The sequence below is a fragment of the Micromonospora pallida genome (genome assembly GCF_900090325.1).
Lineage (GTDB): Bacteria > Actinomycetota > Actinomycetes > Mycobacteriales > Micromonosporaceae > Micromonospora > Micromonospora pallida.
This window is the reverse complement of the sequence record NZ_FMHW01000002.1, coordinates 2,573,709-2,596,444: the sequence shown is the minus strand read 5'-3', so window position 1 is coordinate 2,596,444 and position 22,736 is coordinate 2,573,709. Positions and strand designations below refer to the sequence as shown.

Sequence of the window (22,736 nt, the reverse complement as noted above, 5' to 3'; positions counted from 1 at the left end):
GGGTTCATGAGCCGAACGGCCATGTCTCCACCCACCTGTGCGCGAAGCCGGTCTGTCGGCGGTGGTGTGGTCAACGAATCGGCAGATTCCGATCGATAGCAAGCTCTGGGCGGGTGGGTCATGGCGGACGAAGACAAGCTCCTCGAGCACCTGAAGTGGGTGACCTCCGAGCTCCGCCTGGCGCGCCGGCGCCTGACCGAGCTGGAGAACGAGGATGCCGAGCCGATCGCGATCGTCGGCATGGCCTGCCGCTTCCCCGGCGGGGTCGCCTCACCGGAGGACCTCTGGGACCTGGTCGCGGGCGGCGTGGACGCCACCGGCACGTTCCCCGACGACCGGGGCTGGGACCTCGACGGGCTCTACGACCCCGACCCCGACCACCCCGGCACGACCTACAGCAACCGGGGCGGCTTCCTGCGGGACGCCGGCCTGTTCGACCCGACCCTGTTCGGGATCTCGCCGCGCGAGGCGCTGGCCATGGACCCGCAGCAGCGGCTCCTGCTCGAGGTGACCTGGGAGGTCTTCGAGCGGGCCGGTATCGACGCCACGTCGGTGCGGGGCAGCCGTACCGGGGTGTTCGTCGGCACCGCGGGGCAGGACTACACGTCGGTGCTGCGGCAACTGCCCGAGGGCACGGAGGGCTACGTCCTCACCGGCACGGCCGCGAGCGTCATGTCCGGCCGGCTGGCGTACTCCTTCGGGCTGGAGGGGCCGGCCGTCACCATCGACACCGCCTGCTCCTCGTCGCTGGTCGCCCTGCACCTCGCCGGTCAGGCCCTGCGCGACGGCGAGTGCTCCCTCGCCCTGGCCGGCGGCGTCACCATCCTGGCCACGCCCGGCGCCTTCGTCGAGTTCTCCCGCCAGCGGGGGCTCGCCTCCGACGGCCGGTGCAAGGCATTCTCCGCCGACGCCGACGGGACCGGCTGGTCCGAGGGCGTCGCCATGCTGCTCGTCGAGAAGCTGTCCGACGCCCAGCGCAACGGTCACCCCGTCCTGGCGGTGATCCGGGGCAGCGCCGTGAACCAGGACGGCGCCAGCAGCGGCCTGACCGCCCCCAACGGTCCCTCCCAACAGCGGGTTATCCGGCAGGCGCTGGAGAACGCCCGGCTCAGCCCGTCCGACGTGGACGTGGTCGAGGGGCACGGCACGGGCACCCGGCTCGGCGACCCGATCGAGGCGCAGGCGTTGCTGGCCACGTACGGGCAGGGACGGCCCGCCGACCGGCCGCTGTGGCTGGGGTCGCTGAAGTCGAACATCGGTCACCCGCAGGCCGCGGCCGGTGCCGGCGGCGTCATCAAGATGGTGATGGCGATGCGGCACGGTGTGCTGCCGCCCACCCTGCACGTGGCCCAGCCGTCCCCGCACATCGACTGGTCGACGGGGGCCGTGTCCCTGCTGGACGAGGCGCGCCCGTGGACGGGCGGCGACCACGTCCGCAGGGCCGCCGTGTCGTCCTTCGGCATGAGTGGCACGAACGCCCACCTGATCCTGGAGCAGGCCCCGGCTCTCGACCCGGCCGACGACGAGGCCACCCCGTCCCGCCGCCCCGCCGTCGCGCCGGTGCTGCTCTCCGCCGCGCAGCCGGCTGCGTTGTCGGCGCAGGCCGACCGACTGGCCCGTTGGCTGGGCGACGACGAGGAGCCGCGCCCGCTCGACGTGGCCTGGTCGTCGGTGGTGTCCCGGTCGACGCTCGACCGACGTGCGGTGGTGCTCGCCGAGGACCGCGCGAGTCTGCTGGCGGGCCTGGGGGCCCTGGCGGCGGGAGAGCCGTCGGGCACGGTGGCCACGGGCCAGGCCGGGAACCGGGGTCCGCTGGCGGTGCTCTTCTCGGGCCAGGGCGCGCAGCGCGCCGGCATGGGCCGGGAGCTGTACGGGACGTTCCCCGTCTTCGCCGCCGCCCTGGACGAGGCGTGCGGGCATCTGGACCGGGTGCTGCCGCGCCCGTTGCGTGAGGTGCTGTTCGCGGATGAGGGCTCCGCCGAGGCGGAACTGCTGGACCAGACGGCGTTCACCCAGGCCGGGCTGTTCGCCGTCGAGGTGGCGCTGTTCCGCCTCGTCGAGTCGTTCGGCGTCGTGCCTGACTTCGTGGGCGGGCACTCGATCGGCGAGATCGCTGCGGCGCACGTGGCCGGGGTGCTGTCCCTCCAGGACGCCTGTCTGCTGGTGGCGGCGCGGGGCCGGTTGATGCAGGCACTGCCGGCCGGCGGCGGGATGCTCGCCGTCGGGGCGGACGAGGCGGCGGTGGCGGAGTCCATCGCCGGCCTGACCGACCGGGTCGGCATCGCCGCGGTGAACGGGCCGACCTCCGTGGTCGTGTCCGGCGCCGTCGAGGCGCTGGACGAGGTGGAGCGGGTCTGGCGGGACCGGGGTGTGCGTACCCGCCGGTTGACGGTGAGTCACGCGTTCCACAGCCCGCTGATGCAGCCGGTCCTGGAGCGCTTCCGTGGCCTCGTCGAGCGGTTGGCCTTCGCCGCACCCGCGCTGCCGATCGTGTCGAACCTGACCGGGGCGCTCGCCGACGCCGAGGAGATCCGCACCCCGGAGTACTGGGTGCGGCACGTCCGGGAGGCGGTGCGCTACGCCGACGGGATCGGGGCCCTGCGGGACGCCGGGGTGGACACGTTCCTGGAGATCGGCCCGCAGAGCGTGCTGACCGCGATGGCGGCGGACATCCTGCCCGACGACGACGTGCTGGCCGTCGCCGCCCAGCGCCGGGACCGGCCGGAGGCGCAGGCGCTCCTGGCGGCGCTGGCCGAGCTGCACGTGCACGGACTTCCGGTGACCTGGCAGCAGTGGTTCGCCGACACCGGCGCGCGGCGGGTCGAGCTGCCCACGTACGCCTTCCAGCGGGAGCGGTTCTGGCCCACGGTGGTGCCGTGGCGGGTCGGCGACGTGTCGGGCGCCGGCCTGGGCGTGGCGGGGCATCCGCTGCTCGGTGCGGCGGTGCGGCTCGCCGGTGACGACGAGGTGGTGCTGACCGGCCGGCTGTCGGCGTCGACGCACCCGTGGCTGACGGACCACGTCGTGTCCGGCGACGTGGTGGTGCCGGGCACGGCGCTGGTGGAGTTGGCCGTACGTGCCGGCGACGAGGTGGGCGCGTCCCGGGTCGGCGAGCTGACCGTCGCCGCGCCGCTGGTGCTGCCGGCGTCCGGCGCGGTCCGCGTGCAGGTGCGCGTCGGCGCGGCCGACGACTCCGGCGCCCGGTCGGTCGCCGTCCACTCCCAGCCCGAGGAGGACGGCGACACCGAGTGGGTGCGGCACGCCGACGGTGTGCTGGAGCCGACGTCGGCCGACGAGCCGACCGTCGGGGCGTGGCCGCCGGCGGACGCGACCGAGGTGGACCTGGCCGGGTGGTACCCGAGGCTGGCGGAGCACGGCCTGTCGTACGGGCCCGTGTTCCAGGGCGTGCGGCGGGTCTGGTCGACCGACGGCGAGGTGTACGCCGAGGTGGCGTTGCCCGACGAGACGGCCGACGAGAGCAGCGCGTTCGGGGTGCACCCGGCACTGCTGGACGCCGCGCTGCACCCGGTGGCGCTGCTGTTCGCCGGGGAGTCGTCGGGCGGGCCGCGGGTGCCGTTCGCGTTCGAGGGCGTGCAGGTGCACGCCTCGGGCGCCCGGGCACTGCGGGTGCGGCTGACCCGCGACGGTTCCGGGGTGCGGCTGGTCGCCTGCGACGGCGCGGGCACGCCGGTGGTGTCGATCGACTCCCTGGTGCTGCGGGAGATGACCGCGGTGACGTCGCACGGCGCCGCCGCCCGGTCGCTGTTCGACGTGGCGTGGCAGGCCGACCGCGTCGTCGGAGTCGACGACCTCCCGGGGTGGGCGGTGCTGGGCCGGTCGGCCCCGGCCGCGCTGCCGGAGCTGCCGGTCCACGCCGATGTGGCGGCGCTGGCGGCGAGCGACCACCCGGCCCGGCAGGTGCTGCTGGCGGTGCCGGCCGGCGACCCCGGCATCGCCGTGCCGGACGCCGTGCGGGCGGTCACCACCGGCGTCCTGGGGGTGCTGCGGTCCTGGCTCGCCGCCGACGAGGTGGCGGACGCGAAGCTGGTTGTGGTGACCCGGGGCGCGGTGGCCGCCGGGGACGACGACCAGGTCACCGACCTGGCCGGCGCGGCGGTCTGGGGCCTGCTGCGCTCCGCGCAGTCCGAGCACCCGGGACGGATCGTCCTCGCCGACGTCGACGGCGAGCTGGACCGGACCGTCCTCGCCGTGCTGGCCGGGGCGGCGGTCGACCCGTCGGTCTCCGGCGGGCAGCTCGCCCTGCGCGGCGACCGGACCCTCGTGCCGAGGCTGGTGCGGCCGGCGGGCGATGAGCTGACGCCGCCGGCGACCGGGCCGTGGCACCTGGCCGCCGTCGCCCCGGGCACCCTGGACGGCATCGGCATGGTGCCCGCCTCGGCCGTGGCTCTGGACGCGGGTCAGGTGCGCATCGCCGTGCGCGCGGCGGGGGTCAACTTCCGGGACGTGCTGATCGGCCTGGGGATGTATCCGGATCCGGCGGCGGTGATGGGCAGCGAGGGCGCGGGCGTGGTGGTCGAGGTCGGCCCCGGCGTGACCGACCTGGCGCCCGGCGACCGGGTGCTCGGCATGTTCGAGTACGGGTTCGGCCCGCAGGCGGTCGCCGCGCGGGAGCGCATTGCGAAGATGCCCGCCGGTTGGTCCTTCGCGCAGGCCGCGTCCGTGCCGGTGGTCTTCCTGACGGCGTACTACGCGCTGCGTGACCTGGCCGGTCTGCGGGCCGGCGAGTCGGTGTTGATCCACAATGGTGCGGGTGGCGTCGGTATGGCCGCGATCCAGCTCGCCCGGCATTGGGGCGCGACGGTGTACGCCACGGCCAGCCCCGGTAAGTGGGGCGTGTTGCGTGGGCTGGGGGTGGCTGAGGAGCGGATCGCGTCGTCGCGTACGACCGAGTTCGAGCGGTCCTTCTCCTTGGTGACTGGTGGTGCCGGGGTGGACGTGGTGTTGGACGCGTTGGCGGGGGAGTTCGTTGACGCGTCGTTGCGGCTGCTGCCGCGTGGTGGCCGGTTTGTGGAGATGGGCAAGGCCGACCTGCGCGACCCGGGCATGGTCGCCGCCGACCACCCGGGCGTGACGTACCGCGCGTTCGACCTGAACGAGGCGGGCAGCACCCGGATCGGCGAGATGCTGGCCGAGATCCTGGCGCTGTTCGCGCAGGGTGCGCTGCGGCCGCTGCCCGTGCGGGCGTGGGACGTGCGGCAGGCCCGGCAGGCGCTGCGGTACGTCAGCCAGGCCCGGCACGTCGGCAAGGTGGTGCTCCGCATCCCCGCCCCGGTGGACCCCGAGGGCACCGTGCTGGTCACCGGCGCAGCCGGGACCCTGGCCGGCGTGGTCGCCCGGCACCTCGTCACCACCGGCCAGGCGCGGCACCTGCTGCTGGCCTCCCGCCGCCACCCCGACCGGGCCGGTGGTGACGACTACGCCACCCTGGTCCGGGACCTGACCGACGCAGGCGCCGACGTCACCGCCGTGGCGGTCGATGTCAGCGACCCCGCGCAGGTCGCCGAGCTGATCGCCGGGGTCGACCCGGCGCACCCGCTGACCGCGGTGATCCACACCGCCGGGATCCTCGCCGACGCGACCATCGGCTCGCTCGACGAGCCGGCCCTCCGTACGGTGCTGGCGCCGAAGGTGGACGCCGGCTGGGCGCTGCACGAGGCCACCCGGCACCTGGACCTGTCCGCGTTCGTGCTGTTCTCCTCGGTGGCGGCCACCCTCGGCTCTCCGGGGCAGGGCAACTACGCGGCGGCCAACGCGTTCCTCGACGCCCTCGCCCGGCACCGCCACCAGCAGGGCCTGCCCGCCACCAGCCTCGCCTGGGGCATGTGGGCCACCGCCAGCGCGATGACCGCGCACCTCGACGGGGACGACCAGCAGCGGCTGCGGCGGGTCGGGATGAACGGCCTCTCACCGGCCGAGGGCGCCGAGCTCCTCGACGCCGCCCTGCCGGCAGTCTCGTCGGTCGTCGTCGCGGCCCGGCTCCAGGTCACCGGCGAGGCGAGCCACGTGCCGCCGCTGATGCGGCACCTGCTGCGCGGCACCGGACGGCGCCGCACGGCCGCCGACCAGCCGACCGCCGGGGCGTCCTGGCGGGACCGGCTCGGCGGCCTGTCCGAGGCGGACGCCCGCCAGGCGCTGGTCGACCTGGTCTGCGGCCAGGCCGCGACCGTGCTGGGCCACTCCTCGGCGCAGGCGGTCCCCGCAGCCCGGGCCTTCAAGGACCTCGGCTTCGACTCGCTGACCTCGGTGGAACTGCGCAACCGGCTGGGCGCGGCGACCGGGCTGCGGCTGTCCGCGACGCTGGCCTTCGACCACCCCACCCCGGCCCGACTGGCCGACCACCTGTTCCAGCAGCTCGGCCACGCCACCGGCACCGGCCCGACCGTGCGTACCGTCGTCACCGCCGACGCCGACGAACCGATCGCCATCATCGGCATGGCCTGCCGCTACCCGGGCGGTGTCGCCACCCCGAGCAGCTGTGGCAGCTCGTCACCTCCGGGTCCGACGCGATCGGCGGGTTCCCCAGCGACCGGGGCTGGGACCTCGACCGGCTGTACGGCACGGACGGCGACCAGGCCGGCGGCACCGTCACCGACCAGGGCGGTTTCCTCTACGACGCGGCCGACTTCGACGCCGGCTTCTTCAACATCAGCCCGCGCGAGGCCCTCGCCATGGACCCGCAGCAGCGGCTCCTGCTGGAGACCGCCTGGGAGAGCTTCGAGTACGCCGGCATCGACCCCACCGCGGTCACCGGCACCGCCACGGGCGTCTTCGTCGGAGCCGCCTCCTCCGGCTACGCCAGCAGCGGCCGGGACGACCTGGACGGCCTCGAGGGGCATCTGCTGACCGGGACGGCGGGCAGCGTCACCTCCGGGCGGGTCGCCTACACGTTCGGCCTCGAAGGCCCGGCGGTCACCGTCGACACCGCCTGCTCCTCGTCCCTGGTCGCGCTGCACCTCGCCGCCCAGGCGCTGCGCGGTGGGGAGTGCGACCTGGCCCTGGCCGGCGGGGTGGCGCTGATGGCGCAGCCCGGCATGTTCTCCGAGTTTTCCCGCCAGGGCGGGCTGGCCCCGGACGGGCGGTGCAAGGCGTTCGCCACCGCCGCGGACGGCACCGGCTGGTCCGAGGGCGTGGGGATGCTGCTGGTGGAGCGTCTCTCCGACGCCCGGCGCAACGGCCACCGCGTCCTCGCCGTCGTGCGCGGATCCGCGATCAACCAGGACGGCGCGTCCAACGGGCTGACCGCCCCGAACGGGCCGGCGCAGCAGCGGGTGATCCGGCAGGCGCTCGCCAACGCCCGGCTGACCACGGCCGACGTGGACGCCGTCGAGGCGCACGGCACCGGCACCGTCCTCGGCGACCCGATCGAGGCCCAGGCACTGCTGGCCACCTACGGGCAGGACCGCAACGGCGGGGAGCCGCTCTGGCTCGGGTCGATCAAGTCGAACATCGGCCACGCCCAGGCAGCGGCGGGCGTCGCCGGTGTGATCAAGATGGTGCTGGCGATGCGGCACGGAATGCTGCCGCCCACCCTGCACGTGGACGAGCCGTCGCCACACGTCGACTGGAGCGCCGGGGCGGTCGCCCTGCTCACCGAGGCGCGGCCGTGGCCGGCCGGGGACCGGCCCCGCCGCGCGGCGGTGTCGTCGTTCGGCATCAGCGGCACCAATGCGCACACCATCATCGAACAGGTGCCGGACGAGGACGTCCCGGCGACGCCCCCGCCGGCGGAGGACCTGCCCGGCCTGGTCGGGCCCGCCGCCGTGCCGCTGCTGGTGTCCGGCCGCAGCCCCCGCGCCCTGCGCGAGCAGGCCACCCGCCTCGGCGAGCGCCTCGCCGCCGACGCCGACCTGGACCTGAGCGACCTCGGGTTCTCCCTGGCCACCCGGCGGGCCCACCTCGCGTACCGAGTGGTCGCCGTGGCCGGCGGCCGGGACGACGCGATCGCCCGCCTGTCCGCGCTCGCCGCCGCCGCCGACGCGCCGACCGGCACCGACGCGACGCCGAAGGTCGTCTTCGTCTTCCCGGGCCAGGGCTCGCAGTGGGCGGGCATGGCGTTGGACCTGCTGGACACCTCCCCGGTCTTCGCGCAGCGGATGCGGCAGTGCGCGGACGAGCTGTCCCGCCACGTGGACTGGTCCCTGGAGGACGTGCTCCGGGAGGCGCCCGGCGCGCCACCGCTGGACCGGGTCGACGTGGTCCAGCCCGTGCTCTTCTCCGTCATGGTGTCCCTCGCGCAGCTCTGGCGGTCGTGCGGCGTCGAGCCGGCCGCCGTCGTCGGGCACTCGCAGGGCGAGATCGCCGCGGCCTGCGTCGCCGGCGCGCTGACCCTCGCGGACGCGGTGCGGCTCGTCGTGGCGCGTAGCCGCGGCCTGCTGGCGATCGTGGGCCTGGGCGGCATGGTCTCCGTCCCGCTCTCGGCCGCCGACACCGAGCAGCTGATCGCGCCGTGGCAGGGAAGTCTCTCCGTCGCCGCCGTCAACGGCGCCGCCGTGACCGTGGTCTCCGGCGACTCGGCGTCGGTCACCGCGCTGCTCGCGCACTGCGCCGAGCGGGACATCCGGGCCCGGCAGGTCGCCGTCGACTACGCGTCGCACTGCGGCCACGTCGACGCGGTCCGCGACGAGGTGATGGCCGGGCTCGGCACGGTCGAGCCGCGGTCCACCACGGTGGCCTTCCACTCCACCGTCACCGGCGAGCTCGTCGACACCGCCGAGCTCGACGCGGAGTACTGGTACCGCAACCTGCGGGAACCGGTCCGGCTCGGGCCCGTGGTGGACCGGCTGGTCGACGGGGGCTTCCGGGTCTTCGTCGAGGTCAGCCCGCACCCCGTGCTGAAGGTGGCCGTCCAGGACGCGCTCGACCGGGCCGCCGGCGCCGGCGACGCGGGCGTGGTCGCGGGTTCGCTGCGCCGCGACGAGCACGGGCCGCGTCAGCTGCTGGCCAACGTCGGCGACCTGCACGTCGCCGGTGTGCCGGTGGACTGGGCGAGGGTGTTCGCCGGCTGCGGCGCCGCCCCCGTCGACCTGCCCACGTACGCCTTCCAGCGGGACCGCTTCTGGCCGGCGGTCGACCGGTCGGCGACCGGCGACGTGTCGGGCGCTGGCCTGGGCGTGGCGGGGCACGGGCTGCTCGGTGCGGCGGTGCGGCTCGCGGGTGACGACGAGGTGGTGCTGACCGGCCGGCTGTCGGTGTCGACGCACCCCTGGCTGGCGGACCACGTGGTCGGAGGCGCGGTGGTTCTGCCGGGCACCGCCCTGGTCGAACTCGCGGTGCGCGGCGGCGACGAGGTGGGCGCGTCGCGGGTGCGCGAACTGACCATCGCCGCGCCGCTGGTGCTGCCGGCGACGGGCGCGGTCCGCGTGCAGGTGCGCGTCGGCACGGCCGACGGTTCCGGCGCTCGGCCCGTGGCGGTGCACTCGCAGCCCGACGGCGACCCGGACGCCGCGTGGATGCGGCACGCCGACGGACTGCTGGAACAGGCCGCCGACGAGCCGGCCGTGGGCCCCTGGCCGCCGGCCGGGGCAACCGAGGTGGACCTCGCCGGCTGGTACCCGGCGCTGGCGGAGCGCGGCCTGGCTTACGGGCCGGCGTTCCGGGGCCTGCGCCGACTGTGGACCGCCGGCGAAGAGGCGTACGCCGAGGTCGCCCTGCCGGACGAGGCGGCCACCGACGCCGCCAGCTTCGCCGTGCACCCGGCACTGCTGGACGCCGCGCTGCACCCCGTCGGGCTGCTGCTGACCGAGCGGTCCGGCGGACCGCGCGTGCCGTTCGTGTTCGAGGGCGTGCAGGTGCATGCGTCCGGCGCCAGGACGCTGCGGGTGCGGCTGATCCGAGCAGGCTCGCGCGTGCGGCTGGTGGCCGGCGACGAGTCCGGCGCGCCGGTGGTGTCCGTGGAGTCGCTCGCCCTGCGGGAGATGACCGATGCCGCCGGTGCGGAGACCGCGGAGCGGTCGCTGTTCGAGGTGACGTGGCAGCCTGAGCCGGTCACCCCGGCGCGGGACGTCTCCGGCTGGGCGCTGCTCGGCGACGGGAACCCGCCGGAGGGCCTGGCCATGCCGGTGTTCCCGACCGTCGAGGAGTTGACGGCGGCGGTCTCGGCCGGGTCGGCCGAGGCGCCCCGCGCGCTGGTCCTCCCGGTGCACGCCGGTACGCCGGAGGGCGACCTGTCCCACCTCGTCCGTGCGGTCACCGCCCGGGTGCTGGCCGTGGTGCGGTCCTGGCTGGACAGCGAGGCCCTGGCCGACACGCCGTTGGTGGTGCTGACCCGCGGCGCCGTGGTCGCCACCCCGGCCGACGTGTTGCGGGACCTGCCCGGCGCGGCGGTCTGGGGCCTGCTGCGCTCCGCGCAGTCCGAGCACCCGGGACGGATCGTCCTCGCCGACGTCGACGGCGAACTCACCCCGGCCACCCTCGCCCTGCTGGCCGCCGTGGCCGAGGATCCGTCGACGACCGGCGGCCAGGTGGCCGTACGCGGCGACGAGGTGCGTACCCCCCGCCTGGGCCGGCCCGCCGGCCCGGCCGCCGAGGAACTCGTTCCGCCGGCCGGACTGTGGCGGGTCGGGGCGGTGAGCCCCGGCACCCTGGACGGCATCGGCATGGTGCCCGCCTCGGCCGTGGCTCTGGACGCGGGTCAGGTGCGCATCGCCGTGCGCGCGGCGGGGGTCAACTTCCGGGACGTGCTGATCGGCCTGGGGATGTATCCGGATCCGGCGGCGGTGATGGGCAGCGAGGGCGCGGGCGTGGTGGTCGAGGTCGGCCCCGGCGTGACCGACCTGGCGCCCGGCGACCGGGTGCTCGGCATGTTCGAGCCCGCCTTCGCCCCCGAGGTGATCGCCACCCGCGACCTCGTCGCGAAGATCCCCGCCGGCTGGTCCTTCGCGCAGGCCGCGTCCGTGCCGGTGGTCTTCCTGACGGCGTACTACGCCCTGCGTGACCTGGCCGGTCTGCGGGCCGGCGAGTCGGTGCTGATCCACAACGGCGCGGGCGGTGTCGGTATGGCCGCGATCCAGCTCGCCCGGCATTGGGGCGCGACGGTGTACGCCACGGCCAGCCCCGGTAAGTGGGGCGTGTTGCGTGGGCTGGGGGTGGCTGAGGAGCGGATCGCGTCGTCGCGTACGACCGAGTTCGAGCGGTCCTTCTCCTTGGTGACTGGTGGTGCCGGGGTGGACGTGGTGTTGGACGCGTTGGCGGGGGAGTTCGTCGACGCGTCGTTGCGGCTGCTGCCGCGTGGTGGCCGGTTTGTGGAGATGGGCAAGGCCGACCTGCGCGACCCGGGCATGGTCGCCGCCGACCACCCGGGCGTGACGTACCGGGCGTTCGACCTGAACGAGGCCGGACACCGGCGCATCGGCGAGATGCTCACCGAGGTCCTCGCCCTCTTCCAACAGGGCGCGCTGCGGCCGCTGCCCGTGCGGGCGTGGGACGTGCGGCAGGCCCGGCAGGCGCTGCGGCACATCAGCCAGGCCCGGCACATCGGCAAGGTCGTCCTGCGGGTGCCCGCGCCCGCCGACCCGGACGGCACTGTGCTGATCACCGGCGCCGGCGGCGCCCTCGCCGGCGTATTCGCCCGGCACCTCGTCACCACCGGCCAGGCGCGGCACCTGCTGCTGGCCTCCCGGCGCGGCCCGGAGCGGTACCGGGACCTGGTCGAGGAGCTGACCCGCGCGGGCGCCCGGGTCACCGTCGGCACCGCCGACGTGGCCGACCCCGCGCAGGTGACCCGGCTGCTGGAACTGGTGGAACCGGCGCACCCGCTGACTGCGGTGATTCACACCGCCGGGGTGATCGCCGACGCGACCATCGGCTCGCTCGACGAGCAGGCCCTCCGTACGGTGCTGGCGCCGAAGGTGGACGCCGGCTGGGCGCTGCACGAGGCCACCCGGCACCTGGACCTGTCCGCGTTCGTGCTGTTCTCCTCGGTGGCGGCCACCCTCGGCTCTCCGGGGCAGGGCAACTACGCGGCGGCCAACGCGTTCCTCGACGCCCTCGCCCGGCACCGCCACCAGCAGGGCCTGCCCGCCACCAGCCTCGCCTGGGGCATGTGGGCCACCAGCAGCGCCATGACGGCCCACCTGAGCGGCACCGAACACCGCAAGGCGATCCGCGCCACCAGCGCCCCGCTGACCGACCGGCAGGGCGTGGCGCTCTACGAGCTGGCGCGGCAGCGCGGCAACGCGCACCTCGTCCTCATGAACCTGCCGCCGGCGGCATCGCGGCCGACCGGCCAGAGCGTGCCCAGCCTGCTGCGTGACGTGGTCCGGACCACCGGCCCGGTCCGGCGCGCGGTGGGCCGCGGCTTGGCGGACACCGCGTCGGTGCGGGACCGGCTGGCGATGCTCAGCCCGGCGGAGCGGCGCGGGCACCTGCTCGACCTGGTGGCCGCCAGCGTGGCGGCCGTGCTCGGGCACCGCTCGGCGGAGAGCGTCGACGCCCAGCGCGCCTTCAAGGAACTGGGCTTCGACTCGCTCACCTCGGTGGAACTGCGCAACCGGCTTTCCGCCGCGACCGGGTTGCGGCTGCCCGCGACCGTGGCGTTCGACTACCCCACCCCGGCGGTGCTCGCCGAGTTCCTCGACAAGGAACTCGGCGGCGCGGCGGCCGTGGACCGGCCCGCCGCGGTCGGCACCGCCGCCGCCCTCGACGAGCCGATCGCCATCATCGGCATGGCCTGCCGGTTCCCCGGCGACGTGCAGACCCCCGAGCAGCTCTGGGACGTGGTCACCGCTGGCGCCGACGTCATCTCGCCCTTCCCCACCGACCGGGGCTGGAACCTGGACGACCTGCGCGCCGGCGGCGAGGACGACACCTCCGTACCGCGCCAGGGCGGTTTCCTCCACGACGCCGCACAGTTCGACGCCGCCTTCTTCGGGATCTCCCCCCGCGAGGCCCTCGCCATGGACCCGCAGCAGCGGCTGCTGCTGGAGACGTCCTGGGAGGCATTCGAACGGGCCGGGATCGATCCCCACACGGCGCGGGGCAGCAGCACCGGCGTCTACGTCGGGCTCATCTACCACGACTACGCCTCCCAGGCCGCCGGCACCGACGACGAACTGGGCGGCCACGTCGGCAACGGCAGCGCCGGCAGCGTCGCCTCGGGCCGGATTTCGTACCTGTTCGGTCTCGAGGGTCCCGCCGTCACCGTCGACACCGCCTGCTCGTCGTCGCTGGTGGCGGTGCACCTGGCCACCCAGGCGCTGCGGCAGGACGAGTGCCGGCTCGCGCTCGCCGGCGGGGTGAGCGTCATGTCCACCCCCGGCATGCTCACCGAGTTCTCCCGGCAGCGCGGCCTGTCGCCCGACGGGCGGTGCAAGGCGTTCGGCGCGGGCGCCGACGGCACCGGCTTCGCCGAAGGCGTCGGCATGCTCCTGCTGGAGCGCCTCTCCGACGCGCAACGCAACGGCCACCGCGTCCTCGCCGTCGTGCGCGGCAGCGCGATCAACCAGGACGGCGCCAGCAGCGGCCTGACCGCGCCGAACGGCCCCGCCCAGCAGCGGGTGATCCGGCAGGCCCTCGCCAACGCCCGGCTCGCCACGACCGACGTGGACGCCGTCGAGGCGCACGGCACCGGCACCGCCCTGGGCGACCCGATCGAGGCGCAGGCGCTGCTGGCCACGTACGGGCAGGGCCGGCCGCAGGACCGGCCGCTGTGGTTGGGGTCGGTGAAGTCGAACATCGGCCACGCCCAGGCGGCGGCCGGCGTCGCCGGCGTGATCAAGATGGTGCTGGCGATGCGGCACGGCATGCTGCCGCCGACCCTGCACGCCGAGAAGCCGTCCCCGCACATCGACTGGACGACCGGGTCGGTCGCCCTGCTCACCGAGGCGCGGCCGTGGCCGGCCGGGGACCGGCCCCGCCGCGCGGCGGTGTCGTCGTTCGGCATCAGCGGCACCAACGCGCACACGATCATCGAGCAGGCCCCGGAGTCCGCCTCGGCGCAGCCCGCACCGCCCGCCACCACCGTTCCGGGCGGCCTTGTCGCCTGCGTCCTCTCGGCCCGCGACGACGCCGCCCTGCGCGCGCAGGCGCGCCGACTGCGGACCCTGGTCGACGACGAGCCGGACCTGACCGTCGCCGACGTCGGCCGGGCGCTCGCCACCGGCCGGACCGCCTTCGAACACCGCGCCGTGCTGCTGCCCGGCGACCGCGACGGACTGCTCGCCGCCCTCGGCGCGCTGGCCGACGACGAGCCCTCGGCCGCCGTCGTGCGGGGGGTCGCCCGGGCCGGGCGGACCGCCGTCCTCTTCTCGGGTCAGGGCGCGCAGCGTGCCGGCATGGGTCGCGAGTTGTACGCGGCTTTCCCGGTCTTCGCCGCCGCACTGGACGACGTGTGCGGACAGCTCGATCCGCTGCTGCCGCGTGCGTTGCGTGAGGTGCTGTTCGCTGAGGCGGGTACGGCCGAGGCGGACCTCCTGGACCAGACGGTGTTCACCCAGGCGGGGTTGTTCGCCGTCGAGGTCGCGCTGTTCCGGCTGGTCGAGTCGTTCGGAGTGGTGCCGGACCTGGTGGCCGGGCACTCCATCGGCGAGATCGCCGCCGCCCACGTCGCCGGCCTGTTCAGCCTGGCCGACGCGTGCGCGCTGGTCGCGGCGCGCGGCCGGTTGATGCAGGCCCTGCCCGCCGGTGGCGGCATGCTGGCCGTGGCCGCCGCCGAGGACGCGGTGGCCGAGTCGATCGCGGGCCTCACCGACCGGATCGGCGTCGCGGCGGTGAACGCCCCGACCGCCGTGGTGGTCAGCGGGGACGTCGAGGCGCTCGACGGGCTGGAGCTGACCTGGCGGGAGCGGGGCGTCCGCACCCGTCGGCTGACCGTCAGCCACGCGTTCCACAGCCCGCTGATGGAGCCGATGCTGGCCGAGTTCCGGCAGGTGCTCGACGGACTGACGTTCCACTGGCCCGTCCTGCCGATCGTGTCCAACCTGACCGGACAGGTCGCGGACCCCGACGAGATCGGCACCCCCGACTACTGGGTCCGGCACGTCCGGGAGACGGTCCGGTTCGCCGACGGGGTCGCGAGCCTCCGCGAGCGCAACGTCCGTACGTTCCTCGAACTCGGTCCCGACGCGGTGCTCGCCGGCATGGTGGGCGCCTGCCTGCCGGACGACGGCGCCGCGCCGTCAGCGGCGGTCGTGGCGACCCTCCGCCCGGGGCGGCCCGAACCGGTGTCGCTGGTCCACGCGCTGGCGGAGCTGCACGTGTACGGCGTGCCGGTCACCTGGACCGCCCTCCTGCCGGGCGCGACCCGCCCGGTCGACCTGCCGACGTACCCGTTCCAGCGGCAGCGCTTCTGGCCGGCCCTGGGCCGGCTGCGGGCCGGTGACGTCAGCGGCGCCGGCCTCGGCGTGGCGGGGCACGGGCTGCTCGGCGCGGCGGTGGACCTGGCCGGGGACGACGAGGTCGTGCTGACCGGCCGGATCTCCCTGACCACGCACCCCTGGCTGGCAGACCACGTGGTCTCCGGCGTGACGCTGGTCCCGGGTACGGCGCTGGTCGAGCTGGCCGTACGCGCCGGCGACGAGGTGGACCTGCCCCGGCTGCGCGACCTGACGGTGCTGGTGCCGCTGGTGCTCCCCGAGTCCGGCTCCGTACGGATCCAGGTGCGGGTGTCCGCGTCGGAGTCGCCGCAGCGCCCCGTCGCCGTCTACTCCCGCCCCGACGACGACCCCGAGGCGGGCTGGACCCGGCACGCGGAGGGCGTGCTGGAGCCGGCGTTGGCCGACGAGCCGCGGATGGCCGCCTGGCCGCCGCCTGGCGCGTCTGAGGTGGACCTGGCGGGCTGGTATCCGATGCTGGCGGAGCATGGCCTGGCGTACGGGCCGGTGTTCCGGGGGCTGCGTCGGGTGTGGGCCGGTGGTGGTGGCGTGTTCGCCGAGGTGGTCCTGCCGGACGACGCCGCGACGGGGGCCGCCGGGTTCGGGGTGCATCCGGCGCTGTTGGATGCGGCCCTGCATCCGATCGGGTTGCTGCCCGGTTCGGTGGAGTCGGGTGGGCCGCGGGTGCCGTTCGTGTTCGAGGGTGTGCAGGTGTATGCCTCGGGTGCCGGGGTGCTGCGGGTGCGGTTGACCCGCAATGGTTCCGGGGTGCGGCTGGCGGCGTACGACGAGGCGGGCGCGCCGGTGGTGTCGGTGGACTCCCTCGTCCTGCGGGAGCTGACCGGCGTGGCCGCCGCGAGCGCAGCGTCCCGCTCGCTGTTCGAGGTGGCCTGGCAGGCCGAGGAGGCCGAACCGGTCGACGACGTGTCGGGCTGGGCGGTGCTGGGCGGGCCGGCCCTGCCGGGCGTTCCCGGCGGCCCCTCCGCCGAGACGATCAGGCAGCTGCGGGCCGCGATCGACGCCGGCATCGCGCCGCCGCGTCTGCTGCTGTTCACGCCGGCCGCATCGAACGCCGACGAGGCCGACCCGGCGGAGGCCGTACGCACGGTGACGTCCGACGTGCTGGGCCTGGTGCAGTCCTGGCTGGCGGCGGACGCGTTGGCGGATTCGCGGCTGGTGGTGGTGACCCGGGGCGCGGTGGCCGTCGGGGACGAGGACCGGGTGACCGACCTGGCCGCTGCGGCGGTGTGGGGTCTGCTGCGGTCGGCGCAGTCGGAGCACCCGGGCCGCATCGTCCTGGCCGACGTCGACGACGCGGTGAGCCCCGGCGTGCTGGGCACCCTGGCCCGGTTCGCCGCGGACCCGGCCGGCGGCCAGCTGGTCGTCCGCTCCGGCGCGGTGTTCGTGCCCCGGCTGGTGCGTGCGGTCGCCCCGGCGTCTTCGGACGGTCCCGTGGTGGGTGACGGCACGGTGCTGGTGACCGGTGGTACGGGTGCGTTGGGTGCGTTGGTGGCGGAGCACCTGGTCAGCTCGTGGGGTGTGCGGTCGCTGGTGTTGGTGTCGCGGCGGGGACCGTCGGCTGCGGGTGCGGGCGAGTTGTCGGAGCGGTTGACCGGGTTGGGCGCCGCTGTGCGGGTGGTGGCGTGTGACGTGACGGACCGGGATCAGGTGTTCGGCCTGGTTGGTGAGGTTGCTGCGGCGGGCCGGTTGGCGGGCGTGGTGCACACGGCCGGTGTGCTGGAGGACGGGGTTGTCGAGGGGCTGAGTGCGGAGCGTCTGGCGGGGGTGTTGGCGCCGAAGGTGTCGGCGGGTTGGTTCCTGCACGAGGCGACGGCGTCTCTGGATCTTGATTTGTTTGTGGTGTTCTCGTCGGTGGCGGGTGTGTTGGGTTCGCCGGGTCAGTCGGCGTATGCGGCGGGTAATGCGTTTCTGGATGGGTTGGCGGTGTGGCGGCGGCAGCTTGGGTTGCCGGCGGTGAGCTTGGCGTGGGGCATGTGGGACACGGCCGGCATGGCGGCGTCGATCGGCGGCAACGACCGGGCCCGGACGGCGCGCGCCGGACTCCGGCCGATGAACGCCCGCACCGGCCTGGAGCTGTTCGACACCGCAGTGGGGGCGGAGCGGGCCGTGCTGGTGCCGGCCGTGATCGACGTGCCCGCGCTGCGGGCGGCGGCCGTCGGCGCGGTCGTGCCGCCGATGCTGCGCAACCTGGTCGACGTGGCGACGACCCGCCGCCAGGCGGGGCAGGGCGGTGGCGGATGGGCCGACCGGCTCGCCGGGCTGACCGAGGACGAGGGCCGGGCCCAGGTCGACGTGCTGGTGCGGGGCTTGGTGGCGCAGGTGCTGGGGCATGGCGGCGCGGAGGCGGTGCCGGCGGACCGGGCGTTCCGTGACCTGGGCTTCGACTCGCTGACCGCCGTCGAGCTGCGCAACCGGGTCAACGGCGCGACCGGCCTGCGCCTCACCTCGACCCTGGTGTTCGACTACCCGTCCCCGCAGGTGCTGGCGGCCCACGTGTACGCGGAACTCGTCGGTGACCGGCCCGGCACCGTCGCCTCCGACGAGCCGACGGCCAGCGACGCCGACGAGCGGATCGCGATCGTCGGCATGGCCTGCCGCTATCCGGGCGGGGTGGAATCTCCCGACGAGCTGTGGAGGCTGGTCAGCACCGGCGGGGAGGGGATCGGAGAGTTTCCGGCGGACCGGGGTTGGGACCTGGAGTCGCTGTTCGATCCGGATCCGGAGCACAGCGGTACGTCGTACACGCGGCATGGTGGTTTTCTGTATGGGGCGGCGGAGTTCGATTCCGGGTTCTTCGGGATCTCGCCGCGTGAGGCTCTCGCGATGGATCCGCAGCACCGGCTGCTGTTGGAGGCGTCGTGGGAGACGTTCGAGTCGGCGGGCCTGGACCCGGCGGGCCTGCGGGGCAGCCGGACCGGTGTGTTCGCGGGCGTCATCTACCACGACTACGCGACGCGGCTGATGGAGACGCCCGACGTCGAGGGCTACGTCGGGACCGGCACGTCGGGCAGCGTGCTGTCGGGTCGGGTGGCGTACACGTTCGGCTTGGAGGGGCCGGCGGTCACCGTGGACACGGCGTGTTCGTCCAGCCTGGTGGCGCTGCACCTGGCGGTGCAGGCGCTGCGCAGCGGTGAGTGCGACCTCGCACTGGCCGGCGGCGTGACCGTGATGGCCACCCCCGGCACGTTCATCGAGTTTTCGCGTCAGCGTGGGTTGTCGCCCGACGGCCGGTGCAGGTCGTTTGCGGCGTCGGCGGACGGCACGGGCTGGTCCGAGGGTGTCGGTGTGTTGCTGGTGCAGCGGCTGTCCGACGCGCGCCGCGAGGGCCGGCGCATCCTGGCCGTGGTGCGTGGCACGGCGGTGAACCAGGACGGCGCGTCGAATGGTTTGACGGCGCCGAACGGTCCGTCGCAGCAGCGGGTGATCCGCCAGGCGCTGGCGAACGCGCGGCTCTCCACAGCTGACGTCGATGTGGTCGAGGCGCACGGTACGGGTACGACGTTGGGTGATCCGATCGAGGCGCAGGCGGTGCTGGCTACCTATGGGCAGGACCGTCCGCAGGACCGGCCGCTGTGGTTGGGGTCGGTGAAGTCGAACATCGGGCACACGCAGGCCGCGGCGGGTGTGGCCGGTGTGATCAAGGTGGTCATGGCGATGCGGCATGGTGTGGTGCCGCCGACGTTGCACGTGGACGAGCCGTCTCCGCATATTGACTGGACGGCTGGTGCGGTGGCCCTTGCGACCGAGCCTGTCCCGTGGCCGCGGGTGGACCGGCCGCGTCGGGCGGCGGTGTCGTCGTTCGGGATTTCCGGTACGAACGCTCACGTGATCATTGAGCAGCCGCCGGGGGAGGCGATCGAGGGCGAGATCGTCGCTCGGGACGTGCCGTCGGTTGTGCCGGTGCTGTTGTCCGCTCGGTCTGATGCGGCCCTGGCCAGCCAGGCGGGCAGGTGGGCGCGCTGGCTGTCGGCGGACGGGCAGCGACGTGCGGTGGACGTGGCGTGGTCGTCGGTGGTGTCGCGGTCGGCGTTGGAGCACCGGGCGGTCGTTTCCGGTGCGAGCCGGGAAGAGGTGCTGGCGGGTCTTGCGGCCGTGGCGTCGGGCGAGTCCTCCGGGGCTGTCGTCACCGGCTCCGCCGTCGCACGCGGTCAACTGGCGCTGTTGTTCTCGGGTCAGGGTGCGCAGCGCGCCGGGATGGGCCGGGAGTTGTCGGCCGAGTTCCCGGTGTTCGCCGCCGCGTTGGCCGAGGTGTGCGCTCAGATCGATCCGTTGCTGCCGCGTCCGTTGCGGGAGGTGCTGTTCGCCGCCGAGGGTTCCGCCGAGGCTGGGTTGCTGGATCAGACCGTGTTCACCCAGGCCGGGTTGTTCGCGGTCGAGGTGGCGCTGTTCCGTCTGGTGGAGTCGTTCGGGGTCGTTCCGGATGTCGTGGGTGGTCACTCGATCGGTGAGGTCACGGCCGCGTACGTCGCCGGGGTGCTGTCCCTGGCGGACGCGTGCGCGCTCGTCGCGGCGCGGGGCCGGTTGATGCAGGCGTTGCCGGCGGGTGGCGGCATGTTGGCGGTGGCGGCGGACGAGGCTGCGGTGGTGGAGTCTCTCGCGGGCCTGGGCGATCGCGTCGGCATCGCGGCGGTCAACGGGCCTGCCGCCGTGGTCGTGTCCGGTGCCGTCGACGCCTTGGAGGAGGTGGAGCGGCTCTGGCGGGACCGGGGTGTGCGGACCCGCCGGCTCGCGGTGAGTCACGCGTTCCACAGTCCGCTGATGGAGCCGATGCTCGACGAGTTCCGTGCGGTTCTCGACGGGTTGGCCTTTGCCGTGCCGTTGCTGCCGGTGGTGTCGAACGTGACCGGCGGGCTCGCCGACGCGGACGAGATCCGCACCCCGGAGTACTGGGTGCGGCACGTCCGCGAAGCGGTGCGCCATGCCGACGGGGTCGCCGCGTTGCGCGAGGCGGGGGTGGACACGTTCCTGGAGGTCGGCCCGCAGAGCGTGCTGACCGCGATGGCGGCGGACGTCCTGCCCGACGACGCTGCCGTGCTCGCCGTCGCCGTCCAGCGCCGGGATCGGCCCGAGACGCAGGCGCTGCTGCACGCCCTCGCCGAACTGCACGTGCACGGCGTGTCGGTGACCTGGCAGCCGTGGTTCGCCGACAGGGGCGCACGGCGGGTGGACCTGCCCACGTACGCCTTCCACCGGGAGCGGTACTGGCCCGAGCCGGCGGGCCGGCCACGGCAGACCCACAGCGGCGACGCCGACTTCTGGGACGCGGTGGAACGCGCCGACCTGACCGCCCTCGCCGCGCAGTTCGGCGACGATGGCGCGGCCCTGGACGCCCTCACCCCGGCCCTGCCGGTCCTGTCCACCTGGCACCGGGCGCGCACCCGGCGGGCGGTCGTGGACGGATGGTCGTACCGGGTCGGGTGGAAGCGGACCGACATCACCGCCGACCCGGCGCGGCCCGGCAGGTGGCTGCTCGTGACGGCGGACGACGACCTGGCGGACGGCACCCGGACGGAGGCGGTCACCAAGGCCCTCGCCGAGGTCGGCGCCGACGTGGTCCGGCTCACCGTCGACCCGGTCGGCACCGACCGGACGGACCTCGCCCGACGCCTGGCCGACGCGCTGGCCGACGGGCCCGTCACCGGCGTGCTCTCCCTGCTCGGCCTCCGCGACCGGCCGCACCCCGCCCATCCGGCCGTGCCGGTCGGGACGGCCGCCACGCTGCTGCTGCTCCAGGCCCTGCACGACACCGGGGCGACGACCCGGCTGTGGTGCCTGACCCAGGGCGCGGTCAGCACCGGCGACGGGGACACGATGCATGGCGTCGCCCAGAGCGGGCTCTGGGGCTTGGGGCTCGTGGCGGGCCTGGAACATCCCCAGCTGTGGGGTGGACTGGTGGACCTGCCCGACCAGGTCGACGCGACGGCGTGGGACCGGCTGGCGCGGGTGGTCACGGGGGCCGGCGACGAGGACCAGTTGGCCGTACGACCCTCCGGGGTGTTCGTCCGTCGCCTGGTCCGCCCGGCACCCGCCGCCCCCGACACGGCGGAGCGGTGGCGACCGTCCGGCACGGTGCTCGTCACCGGCGGCACCGGTGCGCTGGGCGCCCACGTGGCCCGGTGGGCGGCGGCCAGCGGCGCGGCGCACGTCGTGCTGACCAGCCGCCGGGGCGAGCGCGCCCCGGGGGCGGTGGAACTGCGCGAGGAGCTGACCGCGCAGGGTGTCCGGGCGTCGGTCGTCGCCTGCGACGTGGCCGACCGCGACCAGGTGGCGGCACTGCTGGCGCGGCTGGACGAGGACCCCACGCCGTTGACGGCCGTGGTCCACGCGGCGGGCGCCGGCGAGTCCGGCCTGATCGCCGACACCGACCTGGCCGCGTTCGCCGGCGTGCTCGACGGCAAGGTCGCCGGCGCGCTGCACCTGGACGCCCTGCTCGGTGACCGACCGCTGGACGCGTTCGTGCTGTTCTCCTCCATCGCCGGGGTGTGGGGCAGCGGCGGGCAGTCCGCCTACGCCACGGGCAACGCGTTCCTCGACGCGCTGGCGGAGAAGCGTCACGGACGGGGCCTGCCGGCGACGTCCGTGGCCTGGGGGCCGTGGGCCGACGGCGGCATGGCCACCGGCGAGGCCCAGCAGCTGCTGGCCCGGCGCGGCCTGACCGCGATGGCACCGGCCGACGCCGTGCACGCCATGCGGTACGCCGTCGGCCTGCCCCGGGCGGCGCTGACCGTGGTGGACGTCGACTGGACGGTCTTCGCCCCGGCGTACGCCTCGGCCCGCCCCCGACCGCTGCTCGACGACATCGCCGAGGCCCGGGAGGCGCTCCACGTCAACGCTGGGGAGCAGCCGGGCGGGGTCGCCGACGCCCTCCGGGACCGCCTGCTCACCCTGCCCCGCCCCGAGCGGGTCCGGCACCTGGTCGACCTGGTCCGTACCCACGCCTCCGCCGTGCTCGGCCACGCGGGCACGGACCGGGTCAAGCCGCAGCGCGCCTTCAAGGAACTCGGATTCGACTCGTTGACGGCGGTCGAGCTGCGCAACCGGCTGACCGGGGCCACCGGCCTGTCGCTGCCCGCGACCCTCGTCTTCGACTACCCGAACCCGGCCGTGCTCGCCGAGAACCTGCTCGACGGCCTGGTGCCCGAGGCGGCGCAGGCGGACGACGGCGACCCGGCGGAGGCGGCCCTCCGGCAGGCGCTCGCGACGATCCCGCTGGCCCGCATCCGCGAGGCCGGGCTGCTGGACCTGCTGCTCAACCTCACCGACGCCGACGGCGGTGCCGGTGGCGAGTCCACCGACGAGGTCCTGGACCTCGACGAGCTCGACACCGACACCCTCGTCAGGCTGGCGCTTGACGGAACCGATTCCTGACCGTGTCCTCAGTACGGA

1 pseudogene is annotated in these 22,736 nt (G+C 75.0%); it reads left to right on the top strand.

Features of this window, described 5'->3' with window-relative positions:
- The first annotated feature begins 120 nt into the window (after positions 1-120).
- Positions 121-22,718: pseudogene (locus tag GA0074692_RS10615) on the top strand (type I polyketide synthase).
- The last annotated feature ends 18 nt before the right edge of the window (positions 22,719-22,736 follow it).